This is a genomic window from Streptomyces verrucosisporus, assembly GCF_017114865.1.
GTDB classification, from domain to species: Bacteria; Actinomycetota; Actinomycetes; order Streptomycetales; family Streptomycetaceae; genus Streptomyces; species Streptomyces fenghuangensis.
On the sequence record NZ_JADEYH010000001.1, the window covers coordinates 553,120 to 570,037 of the forward strand.

A 16,918-nucleotide genomic window follows, 5' to 3' on the forward strand; every position below is an offset into this window, starting at 1 on the left:
CGCCGCTTCGCGCGGCGTCAGCGCACTCCGAGGGCGGCCAGCGTCCGCACCAGGCGGTCGGTCGTCGCCCGGTCGCGTACGGCCAGCCGCAGCCACCGGGCGTCCAGGCCGGGGAAGGTGTCCCCGCGGCGTACCGCGATGCCCTCCGCGCGCAGCCGCTCCCGCAGCCCGGCCGCATCCGCGTGCCGTACCAGGACGAAGGGCGCCCGCGGGTCCTGCGTCGCCGGCCCCAGCTCGCCGAACTCCGCCAGCCGGCCGAGCAGATGGTCCCGGTCGGCGGCGGTCCGCCGTGCCGCCCGCTCCGCCTCGGCCAGGGCCGCGGGCTCGCAGCACGCCTCGGCCGCGGCGAGCGCGGGGGAGGAGACCGGCCACAGCGGCTGGTGCCGCGCCAGTGCGGCGACGGTCTCCGGGTCGGAGAGCACGTAGCCGATGCGCAGCCCCGCCAGCCCCCAGGTCTTGGTGAGGCTGCGCAGCACCACGGTGCGGCCGGGAAGCTCGGTCACCAGCCCCGCCAGGGACTCGTGTTCACCCGGGACCGCGTCGATGAACGCCTCGTCCACCACCAGGGTCCGGCCCGGCCGCGCCAGCGACGCCAGGGCGGAGGCCGGGTGCAGCACGGAGGTGGGGTTGGTGGGGTTGCCGACGACCACCGCGGCGGCCCCGGCCGGAACGCGGGCGGGGTCGAGACGGAAGCCGTCCCGTTCGCCCAGGACGACGCGCACCACCCGGTGGCCCGCGTCCAGCAGGGCGGCCTCCGGCTCGGTGAACTGCGGGTGCACCACGACCGGGCCGCCCTCGCGCCAGGCGCTCGAGCCGGGCGGGGGCAGGAACCGGGCGAGCAGGACGAACGCCTCCGCCGCGCCCGCCGTCAGCAGCACGCACTCCGGTGGCAGCCCGTGCCGGGCCGCCACCGCCCGCCGGGCCGCCCGCCCGTCGGGGTAGGCGGCCAGCGAGCCGAGCGAGGCGGCCACCCGTTCCTTCAGCCACGCGGGGGGCGTGCCGGTGCGGACGTTGACCGCGAGGTCCACCAGATCCGCGCCGGCGCCGCGTACCTCCGCGTCGCCGTGGTGACGCAGGTCGTGTGCGGTTTGCGGGGGCCGGAGGGAGTCCAGAGGTTCAGTGGGCGTGCGCATGGCCACCATTGTGGTGATGGTGGTGCCCGTGGCCGTGTCCGTCGTCGTCCGGGTGGTGGTGGGGCCGCTGGGGCATGCCCACCTTCTCCTCGAAGCCGGGCAGCGCGACGCGGTAGACGCACGAGTCGCAGTTCATCCGCAGATCACCCTGAACGGCCTCCGTGTAGCGCTCCCAGACCAGCTCCGCCAACTCGTCGGTGGGGCCGATGACATCGGCCGAGAGCACCTCGGTCTCCGGATGCGCCGCGGCCCAGCTCCCGGTCTGCGCCCGCACCCGGTCCGGCAGGATGCCGGTGAACAGAAAGTACGGCAGCACCACGATCCGGCGGGCGCCCAGCGCCCGGCAGCGGTCCAGACCGGCGGGGACGTCGGGGGCGGCCAGCGAGACGAACGCCGTCTCCACGCCCGCCCAGCCGCGCCCCTCCCACAGCAGCCGGGCCGCCTTGTGCACCTCGGCGTTGGCGTCCGGGTCGGTGGAACCGCGGCCCACCAGCAGCACCGTGGTGTCGGCGCGGCCGCTCGTGCCGTCCTCGCCGTCCGCCCCGCGCAGCGCCTCGTCCACCCGGCGCTCCAGCACGTTCAGCAGCGCCGGGTGGGGGCCGAGGGGGCGGCCGTAGGCGTAGGTGGTGCCCGGGTGGCGCCGCTCCTCGCGGGCCAGGGCGGCCGGGATGTCACCCTTGGCGTGCCCGGCCGACACCAGCATCAGCGGGACGGCGGCGAATCTCCGCACGCCTTCCGCGGCCAGTTCGGCGACGGCGTCGGCGAGCGGCGGCGGGGACAGTTCGATGAAGCCTCCCGCGACGGGGAGGCCGGGCCGCCGCTCGCCGAGGTCGCGCACGAAGGAGCGGAACGCCTCGGCGCCGGCGTCGTCACGGGTGCCGTGGCCGACGAGGAGGAGGGCGGGCGGGCTGGTCACTGGGTCTTCTCCTTGGAGGTTCCGGGGGTGGTACGGGGATCGGCGACACCGGGGTGTGCGGCGCCGGCCGGGGTGTACAGAAGCGCGTTGAGGGCGGCCGCGGCCACCGCGCTGCCGCCCTTCTCCGAGACGTTGCTGACGGCCGGCAGGCCGCTGGCGCGCAGCGCCGCCTTGCTCTCGGCCGCGCCGACGAAGCCGACGGGCAGGCCGATGACCAGGGCGGGGTCCGCGTCCAGGGCGAGCAGTTCGAACAGGGCGGTGGGCGCGCAGCCGACCACCCACACCGCGCCCGCCCCGACCTGCTCGTAGGCCAGCCGCACCGCGTGCGCGGAGCGGGTCAGGCCGCCTGTCGCGCGGGCGTCGGCGAGCCGGCACACCGTCTCGCGGCGGGTGATCCCGGCGGCGACCATCTCGACGTCCGCCACGACCGGCGCACCGGCGTGCAGCGCGGTGTGCGCGGCGCGCAGCGCGTTCTCGTCGGTGACCAGGTCCTCGGCGTACGCCGGGTCGGCGCTGGAGTGGATCACCCGTTCCACCACGGCCCGGGTCAGCGGCGGGAGGTGGGAGGTGTCCAGCCGCGAGCGCAGGATGCGGTACGACTCCTCTTCGATGGGATGGACGACGCGGGGCGTGGAAGGCGTCACGACGGCTCCTGGGGGTCGCGTACGGGGGTCTCCTCGACGGCGTCGACCGGGCACACCTCGACGCACTCCAGGCAGCCTGTGCACAGGTCCGCCCGCACCAGCAGCGTGCCGCCCAGCGGGCGTATCGCGTGGACCGGGCAGGTCAGCAGGCAGGCTCCGCAGCCCGCGCAGCGGGAGGTGACGAAGACGGGGGCGGTCGCGGCCGTGGGCGGGGCCGGGGTCGCGGGCGCGGTCACCGGGACTCCTGCCAGCGGTAGCCGCGCGGGGTGACCATACGGCCGGCCACGGCGCGGGTGGCGGTGTTGCCGACGGTCACCACCGTCATCATGTCGACCGCGGCCGGGTCGAGTTCGCCGAGGGTAGTCACGGTGGTGCGCTCGCCGGGGCGCGAGGCGTTGCGCACGACCCCGGCGGGGGTGTGCGGGGCGCGGTGCTCGGCCAGCAGGGCGAGCGCCTTGGGAAGCTGCCAGTCGCGGCCCCGGCTGCGGGGGTTGTAGAACGTCACCACCAGGTCGGACTCGGCCGCCGCCCGGACCCGGCGCTCGATCACCTCCCAGGGCGTGTGCAGGTCCGACAGGCTGATCGAGACGTGGTCGTGGCCCAGCGGAGCGCCCAGCAGCGCGGCGGCGGCGAGCGCCGCGGTGACGCCGGGTACGCCGACCACGTCGATGTCGGCGGACGCCTCGGCCAGGGCGGGCGAGGCCATCGCGTACACCCCCGCGTCGCCGCTGCCGATCAGCGCCACCGCGCGGCCCGCGCGGGCCTCGGCCACGGCGGTGCGAGCCCGCTCCTCCTCCGCGCCGAGACCGGACTCCAGCACACGGGTGCCCGGCCGCAGCAGATCGCGGATCTGGTCCACGTACTGGTCGAGGCCGACGACCACCGATGCGCGGCGCAGTTCGTCGCGGGCGCGCGGGGTGAGCAGGTCGCGGGCGCCGGGCCCGAGCCCGACGACGGCCAGCCGCCCGCGGGGACGCCGCCGGGCCACGGCGCAGGTCGCCATCGCCGCGCGCCCCTCGGGGGCGGACTTCCGCTTGGGTACGACCAGTTCGGCGCCCTCGCCGCAGGCGAGCAGCGCGGCGGCCTCCGCGACGCTCGGGGTGCCCACGGCGGCCAGCGGCGCGTCGGAGGGGTGGGGCACGGGCACGGCGGCCAGTTCGTCCGCGGGATACGTCCGCAGCGGTACGCCCAGACGCCGCGCCGTCTCCACGATGCCCTCCTCACCGGCCTTGGCCTCGACGGTGGCCAGCTCGGTGACGGACAGCGGCGACAGGCCCGCATCGGCGAGGGCCTGTCCGACCAGGGCGGCGACCTCCTCGGCCGGTGCCCCCCGGCTGGCGCCGACGCCGACGGCGAGGGTCGGCGGACGCAGGACGGCCGTGCGGTCGCCGGGCGCCACCGCACGGTCGCTGACCAGCAGGGTGTACTCGCCGGCCGCGCCTTCCCCGTCGTCCCCGTCGTTACTTTCCGTGGCATTGTCGGTGGCCTCGGTTACGTTGGGTGGCAGTGCAGGAAGGGGGAGGACGTGATGACGCACCAGACGGACGGGCTCGCCGTCCAGCATCGCCCGCGACACCGCCGCGACGGAGCCCTCGACGGGCAGGCCGAGGGTGTCCAGACCGGGGACACCCGTGGCATCGGTGGCCGTGGTGACGACGGGGCGGCAGCCCGGCAGGGCCTCGGCCACCGCGTGCGCCAGGTCGTTCGCGCCGCCCGCGTGGCCGCCCAGCAGTGCCACGGCGTACTGCTGCGCCTCGTCCACGCACACCACGCCCGGGTCGTCCGCCTTATCCGCCAGCAGCGGGGCGATCAGGCGTACGGTCGCGCCGGTGGCGAGGAAGCAGACGAGGCGGTCGCACTCGGCGAAGGCGCGGGTGATGGCCTCGCGGACGGTGCCGGCACCGTCCGCGCCGTCGGTGCCGCCTTCGCCGCCGGTGCCGTAGACGCGGACGGCCCCCGGCCAGGCGGCCGCCAGACGGTCGCGGGCGCGCCGCCCCGCGGCGGTGGCGCAGACGAGGCCGATCAGGCCGGCGGGGGCGTTCGGGGCGTTCACGAGGATGCTCCTTCGGTGCCGGGGCGGGTGCCCCACAGGACGAAGACGGGGTTGCCGGCGGCGAGCCGCACCACATCGCCGGGCAGGGGGGCCAGCCGGGAGGACTGCAACAGCACGCCGTCGGCGGCCAGACCGGCGGCGCCGAGCGCGGCCCGCACCGCCGGTACGCGGTCCAGCGCGGCGAGCGTGACGACGACCGCGCGGCGGGCGCGGAGCGCGCAGGCCGCCACGATTTCCTCCAGCTCCCGCCCCCCGCCGCCGACGAACACGGCGTCCGGTTCGGGCAGTCCGGTGAGGACGCCGGGGGCCGTGCCGTGCACGGTCTGGAGGTCCACACCGTGGGCCGCGGCGTTGGCGCGGCAGCGTTCGGCGCCGTCGGCGGTGCGTTCCACGGCGACGGCCGCCGCGCCCAGACGGGCGCACTCCACCGCGACGGAGCCGGAGCCCGCCCCGACGTCCCAGACCAGGTCGCCCGGGCGCGGCCCGAGCCGGGCCAGCGCCAGGGCCCGCGCCTCGTACTTGGTGATCATCGAGTCGCGGTGTGCGAAGGCGTCCTCCGGCAGCGCCCAGCCGGCGGGCGGGCGCCGCGGCCCGGCGAGCGCCAGGGGTGCGGGGGCCAGAGCGCGGGAGGTGTCCAGGCACAGCACCACGCTGACCTCACCGGGCCAGGTGCGGGTGGCGGCCTCGGCGGGGGAGAGGTGCTCGACGCGCTCGTCCGCCGTGCCCAGTGCGCTCGCCACAACCAGGGTGCGCGGCAGCCCGGTTGCGGCCAGGGCGGCGCCCAGCTCGGCGGGCCCCGCGCCGGGGCCGGTGAGCACGGCGGTCTTGGGGTGTGCGCGGCAGACGTTGACGGCGGTGCGCGGGTCGCGTCCGTGCGCGCTGACCACCACGGCGTCGTCCCACGGCAGCCCGGCGCGGGCGAAGGCCACCGCGACGGACGGCGCGGTGGGCCGTATGTCCAGGGCGTGCGTGCCGAAGCGTTCGGCCAGCGAGCGGACGATCCCGAAGAACCCGGGATCGCCGGAGGCGAGCACCACCACCGGCCCCCCGTCCTCGGACAGCTGCCGCTCGACGGCGTCCAGCGCCGGGGCGAGCGGCCCCAGGACCACGCGCCGTACTCCGGGGGGAGGGTCGGCCGCCTCCAGATGGCGGCGCGCTCCCACGGCCAGGCGGACCCCCTGCCAGGACGGCGCGCCGGATCCGAAGGCCCCGGCCGCCGCCCCCGCCCCCGTGCCCGTTCCCGTTCCTGTGCCCACGACCGTGATCACGGCAGCAGCCCCCCGTCGTCGGAGCACAGGGCGACCACCGTGCGGCCGGTGAAGTCCACCATGGCCGCCTCCGCGGTGATCCGGTGGTCGGTGAAGCGCTCCAGTACGTCCACCACCCGGCGGCACAGCTCCGGCGCGGCCGACTGCAGCAGCCCCGCCGCGTCCCACAGCTCGTACGCGTGGCGGGCGGTGTTCGCCGCCGCGACCTCGGCCGCCAGCGCTTCCGCGCCGCCCACCGCGCGGGTGATGTCGGCCAGGACGGATGTGTCCACCTTCGACCGCGTGTAGTGCGTCATCAGCACCCCGGAGGCCAGCTTGGTCAGCTTCCCCACCATGCCGACGAACACCACCCGGCCCACACCGTGCTCCACCGCCCGCCGCAGCGCGGCGCCCGTGAAGTCGCCGACCTCGATGAAGGACACCGGGGGCAGCCCGGGCAGCAGTTCCATGGCGCCCTTCTCGGTGCGCCCGCCGGTGCACAGCGCCACGGCCGGGACACCCTGCGCGGCGGCCACCGACACGGCCTGCTCCACGCTCGCCCGCCAGGAGGCCGTCGAGAACGGCCGGACGATCCCGGTCGTCCCCAGGATGGAGATGCCGCCGAGGATGCCGAGCCGGGCGTTGGTGGTCTTGCGGGCGCGCTTCTCCCCGTCGGGCACGCTGATGGTGACGTCCACGCCGCGCTCCGCGGTGTCGACGACCTCGCCAACCGCCTGGCTGATCATGGCGCGGGGCACCGGGTTGATCGCCGGGCCGCCCACCTCCAGGCCGAGCCCCGGCCGGGTGACGACGCCGACGCCGACGCCGCCGTGCAGCTCGATGCCCGGCTCGCCGCGCCAGCTCACAGTGGCGGTCAGATGCGAGCCGTGGGTGACGTCCGGGTCGTCGCCCGCGTCCTTGACCACCACCGCCTCGGTGCGGCCCGGCCGCAGCTCGGCCGAGCGCTCCACGGCGAAGGTCACCCGCCGCCCCGAGGGCAGCGCGACCTCCACCCACGGCTGGGGGTCGCCCGTGACCAGGTGCAGCGCGGCGGCGCGGGCCGCCGCCGAGGCGCAGGTGCCGGTCGTCCAGCCGGTGCGCAGTGCCCTCGGCCGCTGTTTGGCGGTACGCGGCAGGTCCGGCTCCCGCAGCCTCGGTCCCCGGGCGGGCCCGTGCTCCGGCTCCTCAGCCACGGCCCGCCGCCTCCCGGCCGGCCGGTTCGGTGCTCTGTCCGGCGGTCTGCTCACCGGTCTGCCCGCGAATCTCCCGGACACCCTGGGCCTCCCGGGGCTCCCGGGCCGCGCGCAGCGCCCGGCGCGCTTCCGGCCGCGCACGGCGGTGCCCGTGGAAGTGCCCGGGGTGGTACAGGTGCGAGCGCGTGCCGGAGGCGGACAGTGCGGGACCGACGAGGAACAGCGTGTGCTTCCACAGCCGGTGCTCCTTGACGGTCTCCTCCAGGGTTCCCACCGTGCAGCGCAGCACCAGTTCCTCCGGCCAGGTCGCCTGGTGGGCGATCACCACCGGGGTGTCGGTCGGGTAACCGCCCTCCAGCAGCTCCACCGCCAGCTGCCCGGAGCGCGCCGCCGACAGGAAGACCGCCATGGTCGTGCCGTGCCGGGCGAACTCCCGCACCTCCTCGCCCGGCGGCATCGGCGTCTTGCCGCCGCCGAGCCGGGTGAGGATCACCGACTGGGCGACCTCGGGGATCGTCAGTTCCCGCCCCGCGATGGCCGCCACCGCCGAGAACGACGACACTCCGGGGACGATCTCCACCTCGACGCCCAGCTCCGCGCAGCGGTCCACCTGCTCCTGGGTGCCGCCCCACAACGCCGGATCGCCGGAGTGGACGCGCGCCACCCTGAGCCCGTCGCGGGCCGCCCGCTCGTAGACGGCGATCACGTCCTCCAGGGACATCGAGGCCGAGTCCAGGATCTCCGCGTCCTCGCGGGCGTGCTCGAGGACCTCCTCGCGCACCAGACTGGCCGCCCACACCACGATGTCGGCCTCGGCGATGGCGCGGGCGGCGCGGAAGGTGAGCAGATCCGCGGCGCCGGGCCCGGCGCCCACGATGGTCACCTTCCCGAGGCCCCCCGCGGTCCTCCCGGCGGTCTGCGCGGCGGCCCGCTCGGCTCCGGCTGCCTCGGCGGTTCCACCGGCGGTTGTGACGGTGGTTGTGCCGGCGTTTGCGGCTGCTCTTGCGGCGGTCACAGCTTGCCTCCTCGGTTCTCCCTGCGAGCGGGGGCGATGAGCGTGGACAGATAGGGGAGTTCGGTGTCCCCGGCGGCCGGGCCGGTCCCCGGGGCGGCCTCCAGGTCGGCCGCCGGGCGGATCGACTCCTGCGGCAGCCCCAGCGCCGAGCCCCACACCGCGCCCTCGGTACGGCCCGTGGCGCGCAGCGCGGCGGCGACCTCGCGGGCCCGCCGCCCGAACTTGTAGGCCACCACCGTCCCCGGCCCCTCCAGGGCCTGCCGGAGCACCTCCGTCCCGGCCGTCACCGGCACCAGCGTCAGCGGCTCCGTCCCCTCGGTGAGCACCGCCCCGCCGCGCGCGGCCAGGTCCTGCATCGCGGTGATGCCCGGCACGGTCTCCACGGCCGCCTCCGGCACCAGGGTGCCGACGGTCTGGGCGAGGTAGGTGAAGGTGGAGTAGACGTTCGGGTCGCCGATGGTCGCGAACGCCACCGAGCCGTGGGCGCGCAGCAGTCCGGCGACGCGTTCGCCCGCCGCGTCCCACGCCGCCTCCCGGCGGGAGCGGTCCTCACGCTCGTTGAGCGCGAAGACCACCCGCACGATCCGCTCGCGCGACACGTAGTGCAGGACGGTGGCCTCGGCGCGTCCCGTGCCGCTGCCCTCCATCACGGGCACCACCACCACGTCCGCCGAGCGCAGCGCCTTGACGCCCTTGACCGTCACCAGGTCCGGGTCGCCGGGGCCCACCCCGACGCCGACGAGCCGTGGCCCGCCGGTCTCCCGCACCCCATCGCCGCCATCCTTCATGCCGCTGCTCACGCCGCACACCCTTCGACACAGCTTCCGACGAGACGCCGGGCCACGGACGGCTCGGCGGCCCAGTGCACATGCAGATACGAGGCATGTACGCCGTCCTTCACAAAGCCCTCGACCCGGCGCCCGGGCCGGGAGCCGTGCGAGGTCAGCCCCCATGCCGGCGCGGCCCAGGCCCCGGCCCCGGCCTCCGGCTTCCCGGCCCGCGGCACCCCGGCCTCGGGATCCACCGCCGTGCGGTGGAACTCGTGGCCGCGCACCCGCGTCCCCGCGGCGGCCAGGGCGCTGTCGCCGACCGCCACCGCCTCGCGGTAGCCGAGGGTGAGTTGGTCGGTCATCCGGGCGGTGACGTCAAGCACTCCGCACATCGGCATGCCGTCCAACTCCCTTGTCAGATAAAGCAGTCCGGCGCACTCGGCGGCGACCGGCGCACCCGAGGCGGCCAGCTCCGCCACCGCCCGGCGCAGCGGCTCGTTCGCCGACAGCTCCGGCGCGTACACCTCCGGGAATCCGCCGCCCAGGACCAGCCCGGCCGTTCCCGGCGGCAGCGCGGTGTCCCGCAGCGGGTCGAAGACGGCCACGTCCGCGCCCGCCGCACGCAGCAGCTCGGCGTGCTCGGCGTAGGAGAAGGTGAACGCGGCCCCGCCCGCGACGGCCACCACCGGGCGCCCGCGCGGCCGGCCCGCGGGTACGGGCGGCGCCCACGGCTCCTGGGGCAGCGGCGGCGCGGAGTGCGCCAGGGCGAGCAGCGCCTTCACGTCGCAGCCGGACCGCACCCGCTGCGCCAGCTCCGCCACCGCCCCGGTCGCCTCCGCCCGCCGCTCGGCCACCGGCACCAGGCCCAGATGGCGCGAGGGGGTGTGCACCAGCGGCGCCCGGCGCAGCACGCCCAGCACCGGTACCCCGCAGGCGTCCAGCGCCTCGCGCAGCAGCTCCTCGTGGCGGTCGGAGGCCACCTTGTTGAGGATCACCCCCGCGACGCGGACCTCCGGATCCCAGGACGCGAAGCCGTGCACCAGCGCCGCCACCGAGCGGGACTGGGAGGAGGCGTCCACCACCAGCACCACCGGCGCCCGCAGCAGCTTGGCCACCTGCGCGGTCGAGGAGAGCTCACCGAGGCCGGCGGCTCCGTCGTACAGCCCCATCACGCCCTCGACCACGGCCACGTCCGCACCGGCCGCCCCGTGCAGGAACAGCGGCGCGACCAGATCCGGGCCGCACAGGTACGCGTCGAGGTTGCGGCCGGGCCTGCCGGTGGCCAGCGCGTGGTAGCCCGGGTCGATGTAGTCCGGGCCCACCTTGTGCGGGGAGACCTCCAGCCCGGCCGCGGCGAAGGCGGCCATCAGCCCGGTGGCGACGGTGGTCTTGCCGCTGCCCGAGGAGGGCGCGGCCACGACCAGCCGGGGAAGCGCGGTACTCACGGTCCGATCACCACTCGATGCCCCGCTGGCCCTTCTGGCCGGCGTCCATCGGGTGCTTGACCTTGGTCATCTCCGTCACCAGGTCGGCGGCGCCGATCAGCGCCTCCGGAGCGTTCCGGCCGGTGATCACCACGTGCTGGACGCCGGGACGGGTCCGCAGCACCTCGACCACCTCGTCGGTGTCCACCCAGCCCCAGTGCATCGGGTAGGCGAACTCGTCCAGCACGTACAGCCGGTAGGTCTCGGCCGCCAGATCGCGTTTGACCTGCTCCCAGCCCTCGCGCGCCGCCTCCTCGGAGGACTCGATGCCGCGCTGCACCCACGACCAGCCCTCGCCCATCTTGTGCCAGGCCACGGTGCCGCCCTCGCCGCTCGCGCCCAGCACGCGCAGCGCCCGCTCCTCGCCGACCCGCCACTTGGCGGACTTCACGAACTGGAACACCCCGATCGGCCAGCCCTGGTTCCAGGCGCGCAGCGCCAGCCCGAAGGCCGCCGTCGACTTGCCCTTGCCGGTGCCCGTGTGGACCGCCAGCAGCGGGCGGTTGCGGCGCTGGCGTGTGGTGAGGCCGTCGTCGGGGACGACACTCGGCTGTCCTTTCGGCACTACGCGGCCCTCCTGTCGGTGTTCTCGCGGGTGATCCTGTGAGTGCGGCCGGGGGCCTGCAGGGAGCGGACGAGCCCGGTGACGGCGTCGGCGCGCAGCTCCTCCAGCGTCACGGCGGGGCCGCCCAGTCCGGCGGCGAGATCGCCGGCCAGCCCGAGCCGCACCGGCCCGGACTCGCAGTCGACCACCACCGAGGCGGTGCCGTCGGCGGCCAGCAGCCGGGCGGCCTGCCGGGCGCGTACCACCGGCTGCGGGCCGCCCGTCGCCCGCCCGTCGGTGACGGCGACCAGCAGCGGGCGCCGTGAGGGGTCGCGCAGCCGCTCGGTCCGCAGTACGTCGCGGGCCCTCAGCAGCCCGGCGGCCAGCGGGGTGCGGCCGCCGGTCGGCAGCGACTCCAGGCGTGCGGCGGCGGCCTCCACCGACGAGGTCGGGGGCAGGGCCACCTCGGCGCCCGATCCCCGGAAGGAGACCAGGCCGACCTTGTCGCGGCGCTGGTAGGCGTCCAGCAGCAGCGACAGCACCGCGCCCTTGACCGCGCCCATCCGCCGCCGCGCGGCCATCGAGCCGGAGGCGTCCACGACGAACAGCACGAGGTTGGACTCCCGGCCCTCGCGCACCGCCTCGCGCAGATCCTCCCGGCGCACCAGCAGCCCGGGCCCGGAGCGCCCCCGCGCCCGCTGGTGCGGGGCGGCGGCCCGTACGGTCGCGGCCAGATGCAGCCGGGACAGCGCGCCCCGCGGCCGGCGGGCGCCGGTGGTGCGCCCCTGCGCGGTACGGGCGCGCGAGCGCCGTCCCGCCGTGCCCTCGCCCACGCCCGGTACGTGCAGCGAGCGGGCGCGGAACGGCTCGCCGGCGCGGGCGGGGGCCTGCTCGCCGCCGCCCTGTCCGCCGCTTCGTTCGTCGCCCTGCTCCGGTCCGGTGTCCTCCTCGCCGCGCGACTGCCCGGGCAGGGAGGGCTCGGGTGTGTCGGCCGGTTCCGGCGAGCCGTCCTGCGGCGGCTGACCGCCCCCGCCGTCCCCGCCGCCGTCCGGGCCGTCCGGGTCCGGATCATCGTCCGTGCCGTCTCCCGTGCCGCCGTTCTGCCGCAGCGTCTCGTCGAGCTTCTCCTCGTCCAGGCCGGGCGCGTCGAAGGGGTTGCGGCGCCTGCGGTGCGGCAGGGCCAGCAGCGCCGCCCGCCGTACGTCCTCGGCCGTCACGTCGGTGCGCCCCGCCCAGGCGGCCAGCGCGGTGGCGGTACGCGCCATCACGATGTCGGCCCGCATCCCGTCCACCTCGAAGGCCGCGCAGGTGGCGGCGATCTGCCGCAGCGCGGTGTCGCCCAGCCGCACCTTCGGCAGCAGTGCCCGCGCGGCCGCGATCCGCTCCCGCAGTCCGCTCTCCTCACCGGCCCAGCGGGCGGCGAAGGCCGCCGGATCCTCCTCGTAGGCCAGGCGCCGCCGCACGACCTCCATCCGCTCGCCGGTCTCCCGGGAGGCGGCCACCTCCACGGTCAGGCCGAAGCGGTCCAGCAGCTGCGGACGCAGCTCGCCCTCCTCGGGGTTCATCGTCCCCACCAGCAGGAAGCGGGAGGAGTGCCGCACCGAGACGCCCTCGCGCTCGATGTGGACCACGCCCATCGCGGCGGCGTCCAGGAGCGAGTCGATGAGGAAGTCCTGCAGCAGGTTGACCTCGTCCACGTAGAGGACGCCCCGGTGCGCCTGCGCCAGCAGCCCCGGCTCGAAGGCCTTCACCCCTTCCGCCAGGGCCCGCTCGATGTCCAGCGATCCGACGAGCCGGTCCTCGGAGGCGCCCACCGGCAGCTCCACCATCCGGGCCGGCCGGCTCTCGCCCGGCCCCGCCTCGTGCGGCCCGTCCGGGCAGGCGGGGTCAAGGCGGCGCGGGTCGCAGGAGAAGCGGCAGCCGGGCACGGTCTCGACCGGCGGCATCAGCGCCGCCAGGGCCCGTACCGCGGTGGACTTGGCCGTGCCCTTCTCGCCGCGCACCAGGACACCGCCGACGGCCGGCGAGACCGCGTTCAGCAGCAGCGCCAGCCGCAGGTCGTCCATGCCGACGACGGCGGTGAACGGATAGGCGGCGGCCGCCGCCCCGGTGGTCGCGGTGGTCGCGGTGGTCGCCGTGGTCGTGTTCGCGGTGGTGGTCACGCGTCGCCCTCCAGATCGTCGGAGCCGCTCTCCAGGTCGCCCTCGAGTTCGAGGTAGATCTCGCGCAGCCGCTCCAGGGTCCGCTCCTCCGGCTCGGCCCACAGCCCGCGGTCGGCGGCCTCCAGCAGCCGCTCGGTCACGCCCCGCAGCGCCCACGGGTTGGAGCGCTTCATGAACTCCTGGTTGGTCTCGTCGAAGACGTACTCGGCCGCCAGCCGCTGGTACATCCAGTCGTCCACGACCCCGGCCGTCGCGTCGTAGCCGAAGAGGTAGTCGACGGTGGCCGCCATCTCGAAGGCGCCCTTGTAGCCGTGCCGCCGCATCGCCGCCATCCAGCGCGGGTTGACCACCCGCGCCCGGAAGACCCGGTGGGTCTCCTCGCCCAGCGTCCGCGTCCGCACCTGGTCGGGGACGGCCGAGTCGCCCACGTACGCCTCGGGGGAGTCCCCGGTCAGATGGCGCACCATCGCCACCATGCCGCCGTGGTACTGGAAGTAGTCGTCGGCGTCGGCGATGTCGTGCTCGCGGGTGTCGACGTTCTTGGCTGCCACCTGGATGCGGCGGAACGCCGTCTCCATGTCGCCGCGCGCCGGGCGGCCGTCCAGTCCGCGCCCGTACGCGTAGCCGCCCCACACCGCGTACACCTCGGCCAGGTCCGCGTCCGAGCGCCAGTTGCGGGCGTCGATCAGCGGCAGCAGCCCGGCGCCGTACGCGCCCGGCTTGGAGCCGAAGATCCTCGCCGTGGCCCTGCGCCGGTCGCCGTGTGCGGCGGTGTCCTCGTCGGCGTGGGCCTTCACGTGGTTGGACTCGGCGGGCTCGTCCAGCTCCGCCACCGCCCGCACCGCGTCGTCCACCAGCGCCACCACGTGCGGGAAGGCGTCCCGGAAGAAACCGGAGATGCGGACGGTGACGTCGATGCGCGGCCGGCCCAGCTCCTCCAGGGGCACGATCTCGAAGCCCGTCACCCGCCGGGAGGCGTCGTCCCACACCGGGCGGCAGCCCAGCAGCGCCAGGATCTCCGCGATGTCGTCGCCCTGCGTGCGCATGCAGGAGGTGCCCCACACCGTCAGGCCCACCGACCTGGGGTACTCGCCGTGGTCGGCCAGGTGCCGGGCCAGCAGGGAGTCCGCCAGCGCGCTGCCGACCTCCCACGACAGCTTCGACGGGATCGCCTTGGGGTCCACGGAGTAGAAGTTCCGCCCCGTGGGCAGCACGTTGACCAGGCCGCGAGTGGGCGAGCCGGAGGGACCGGCGGGTACGTAGCCGCCGGCCAGCGCGTGCAGCACGTTGCCGATCTCGTCGGTGGTGCGCTCCAGCCGGGGCACGACCTCGTCCGCGGCGAACTCCAGGACGCGCACGGCGCCCGGCAGTCCGGCGTCCAGCACCTCGCGGACCACCTCCGGGGCCGCCTCGCGCGCCCAGCCGCGGGCCTCCATCGACTCCACCAGCCGCCGCGCCAGGTGCTCCAGCAGGTCCACCGCGTCGGAGGCGGTACGGGAGGGCCCGTCCGCGAGCGCGGTCAGTGCCTTCGGCACCTCCAGGCGCGCCCCCGGCTCGGCCAGCAGCTCGGACTCCACCAGCCCCACGTGCTCGGCCAGCACCGCCCGCAGGCCCGGCAGCGCACCGCCGACCCCACCCCACACCTGGGCCGAACGCAGCACCGCCAGCACCAGGTTGACGCGCGGCTCGCCCACCGGGCCGCCGCCCAGCACATGCAGGCCGTCGCGGATCTGCACGTCCTTGATCTCGCACAGCCAGCCGTCGATGTGCATGACGAACTCGTCGAACTCGTCCTCGTCCGGCTGCTCCTCCACGTGCAGGTCGTGGTGGAGCTCGGCGGCTCTCACCAGCGTCCAGATCTGGCTGCGCACGGCCGGGGCCTTGGCCGGGTCCAGATCGCTCACCAGCGCGTACTCGTCCAGCAGTTGCTCCAGCTTGGCGAGGTCGCCGTAGGAGTCGGCGCGCGCCATCGGCGGCACCAGATGGTCGACGACCGTGGCGTGGCCGCGGCGCTTGGCCTGGGTGCCCTCGCCGGGATCGTTGACGATGAACGGGTAGACCAGCGGCAGATCGCCCAGCACCGCGTCCGGGGCGCAGCCGGCCGACAGGCCCAGGCCCTTGCCCGGCAGCCACTCCATCGTGCCGTGCTTGCCCATGTGCACCACGGCGTCGGCGCCGAAGCCGCCCTGCTCCGGCGGGGCCTCCATCCAGCGGTAGGCGGCCAGGTAGTGGTGGGAGGGCGGCAGGTCGGGGTCGTGGTAGATCGCGATGGGGTTCTCGCCGAAGCCGCGCGGCGGCTGGATCATCACCACCACGTTGCCGAACCGCAGCGAGGCCAGCACGATCTCGGCCTCATCGCCCTCGCCGTCCACGTACAGCGAGCCCGGCGGCTCGCCCCAGTGCTCGCGCATGGCCTCGCGCAGCTCCGGGTCGAGGGCGGCGAACCACCGCCGGTAGTCGGCCAGCGGCACCCGGGCGGGCGCGGCGGCCAGCTGCTCCTCGGTCAGCCACTCCACGTCGTGGCCGCCCGCCGCGATCAGCCGGTGGATCAGCTCGTCGCCGCTCCCGGGCAGTTCACCGGTGTCGTACCCGGCCTCGCGCAGGGCGCGCAGCAGTCCCACGGCCGAGGCCGGGGTGTCCAGCCCCACGGCGTTGCCGACGCGCGAGTGCTTGGTGGGGTAGGCGGTGAAGACCAGGGCGATCCGCTTGTCCGCGTTCGGCCTGCGGCGCAGGGCGGCGTGCCGCACCGCGATCCCGGCCACCCGGCGGGCCCGCTCGGGGTCGGCGACGTAGACGGGCACCCCGTCGGGGCCGTCCTCCTTGAAGGAGAAGGGCACGGTGATCAGCCGCCCGTCGAACTCCGGGATCGCCACCTGCATCGCCGCGTCCATCGGCGACAGGGCGGCGTCGGAGGCCTCCCAGACGGCACGGGAGCCGGTCAGGCACAGGCCCTGGACCACGGGGATGTCCAGCTCGGCCAGCGCGCCGACGTCCCAGGTCTCGTCGTCGCCGCCCGCGCTCGCGTCCGCCGCGTGGGCGCCGCCGGCGGCGAGCACGGTGGCGACCAGCGCGTCGGCGCGGCCCAGCAGTTCGTACAGGCCGGGGTCGGCGCTCCTGAGCGAACCGCAGTACACCGGCAGGGCGTTGGCGCCGCGCTCCTCGATCGCGTCGCACAGCGTGTCGACGAAGGCGGTATTCCCCGACAGCTCGTGGGCCCGGTAGAACAGCACGCCCACCGTCGGCCGGGACGGGGCGTGCGACCGGTCGCCGCGCACGCCGTACTCGGGCATCGGGCGCGGTCCGTCGAAGCCGTGGCCGGTCAGCAGCACGGTGTCGGACAGGAAGCGCACCAGCTCCGCCAGGTTCTCCGGCCCGCCCGCCACCAGATACCTCAGCGCCTCGGCGACCACACCGGCCGGGACGGTGGAGGCGGCCATCAGCTCCGCGTCCGGGACGGACTCGCCGCCCAGCAGCACCGCCGGGATCCCGGTGGCGCGCAGCGCCGCCAGCCCGTCCTCCCAGGCGCGCCGGCCGCCCAGCAGGCGTACGACGGCGATGTCCGCACCCTCCACGAGCGCGGGCAGCTCCCCGGCGACGTCGACGCGCGCCGGGTTGGCGATGCGGTACGGGGCGCCGGAGGCGCGGGCCGCCAGCAGGTCGGTGTCGGCGGTGGACAGCAGCAGTACCGTGCTCATCGAGCTCCCATCGGTTCGTACGTCCTTCGCATCGGCCGTGTCGGTCCTTCCGGTCGCACCGG

General features: G+C 76.0%; 13 protein-coding genes. All 13 read right to left on the reverse strand.

Features of this window, described 5'->3' with window-relative positions; all coding sequences use genetic code 11:
* Positions 1–17: 17 nt before the first annotated feature.
* A complete protein-coding gene (gene cobC, locus IQ279_RS02505; protein ID WP_241027392.1) occupies positions 18–1,133 on the reverse strand; it encodes an Rv2231c family histidinol phosphate aminotransferase CobC in 1,116 nt (371 codons plus the stop codon).
* Positions 1,117–2,049 (reverse strand): sirohydrochlorin chelatase, encoded by a 933-nt coding sequence (locus IQ279_RS02510; protein ID WP_206346566.1) that lies wholly within the window; start codon positions 2,047–2,049, stop codon positions 1,117–1,119. Before IQ279_RS02510 ends, cobC begins: the two co-directional genes overlap by 17 nt.
* Entirely contained in the window at positions 2,046–2,693 is a 648-nt protein-coding gene (locus IQ279_RS02515; RefSeq protein ID WP_206346567.1) for a precorrin-8X methylmutase, read from the reverse strand. Before IQ279_RS02515 ends, IQ279_RS02510 begins: the two co-directional genes overlap by 4 nt.
* Positions 2,690–2,929 (reverse strand): DUF362 domain-containing protein, encoded by a 240-nt coding sequence (locus tag IQ279_RS02520; protein ID WP_307792048.1) that lies wholly within the window; start codon positions 2,927–2,929, stop codon positions 2,690–2,692. The genes IQ279_RS02515 and IQ279_RS02520 overlap by 4 nt, the downstream gene beginning before the upstream one ends.
* Complete coding sequence (gene cobJ, locus IQ279_RS02525; protein ID WP_206346681.1) at positions 2,926–4,719, reverse strand: precorrin-3B C(17)-methyltransferase; 1,794 nt, start codon at positions 4,717–4,719, stop codon at positions 2,926–2,928. Before cobJ ends, IQ279_RS02520 begins: the two co-directional genes overlap by 4 nt.
* A 23-nt stretch (positions 4,720–4,742) precedes the next feature.
* On the reverse strand, positions 4,743–6,014 hold the full coding sequence (gene cbiE, locus IQ279_RS02530) for a precorrin-6y C5,15-methyltransferase (decarboxylating) subunit CbiE (RefSeq protein ID WP_206346568.1): 1,272 nt from the start codon (positions 6,012–6,014) through the stop codon (positions 4,743–4,745).
* Positions 6,011–7,186: a cobalt-precorrin-5B (C(1))-methyltransferase gene (locus tag IQ279_RS02535; protein WP_307792050.1), complete on the reverse strand. Its 1,176-nt coding sequence runs from the start codon at positions 7,184–7,186 to the stop codon at positions 6,011–6,013. The genes cbiE and IQ279_RS02535 overlap by 4 nt, the downstream gene beginning before the upstream one ends.
* Entirely contained in the window at positions 7,179–8,069 is an 891-nt protein-coding gene (gene cobM, locus IQ279_RS02540) for a precorrin-4 C(11)-methyltransferase (RefSeq protein ID WP_206346682.1), read from the reverse strand. The genes IQ279_RS02535 and cobM overlap by 8 nt, the downstream gene beginning before the upstream one ends.
* A gap of 128 nt (positions 8,070–8,197) precedes the next feature.
* A complete protein-coding gene (gene cobI, locus IQ279_RS02545) occupies positions 8,198–8,989 on the reverse strand; it encodes a precorrin-2 C(20)-methyltransferase (RefSeq protein ID WP_206346683.1) in 792 nt (263 codons plus the stop codon).
* A gap of 8 nt (positions 8,990–8,997) precedes the next feature.
* Positions 8,998–10,416 carry a cobyrinic acid a,c-diamide synthase CobB gene (locus IQ279_RS02550; protein WP_206346570.1) on the reverse strand — a complete coding sequence of 473 codons (1,419 nt, stop codon included), beginning with the start codon at positions 10,414–10,416 and terminating at the stop codon, positions 8,998–9,000.
* Between the two features lie 7 nt (positions 10,417–10,423).
* Positions 10,424–11,020: a cob(I)yrinic acid a,c-diamide adenosyltransferase gene (gene cobO / locus IQ279_RS02555; RefSeq protein ID WP_206346571.1), complete on the reverse strand. Its 597-nt coding sequence runs from the start codon at positions 11,018–11,020 to the stop codon at positions 10,424–10,426.
* The gene (locus IQ279_RS02560; protein WP_206346684.1) at positions 11,020–13,065 is read right to left on the reverse strand and encodes a putative cobaltochelatase; all 2,046 of its coding nucleotides are present in this window, start codon (positions 13,063–13,065) and stop codon (positions 11,020–11,022) included. The genes cobO and IQ279_RS02560 overlap by 1 nt, the downstream gene beginning before the upstream one ends.
* A 92-nt stretch (positions 13,066–13,157) precedes the next feature.
* Positions 13,158–16,856 carry a cobaltochelatase subunit CobN gene (gene cobN, locus IQ279_RS02565; RefSeq protein WP_206346572.1) on the reverse strand — a complete coding sequence of 1,233 codons (3,699 nt, stop codon included), beginning with the start codon at positions 16,854–16,856 and terminating at the stop codon, positions 13,158–13,160.
* Positions 16,857–16,918 lie beyond the last annotated feature (62 nt).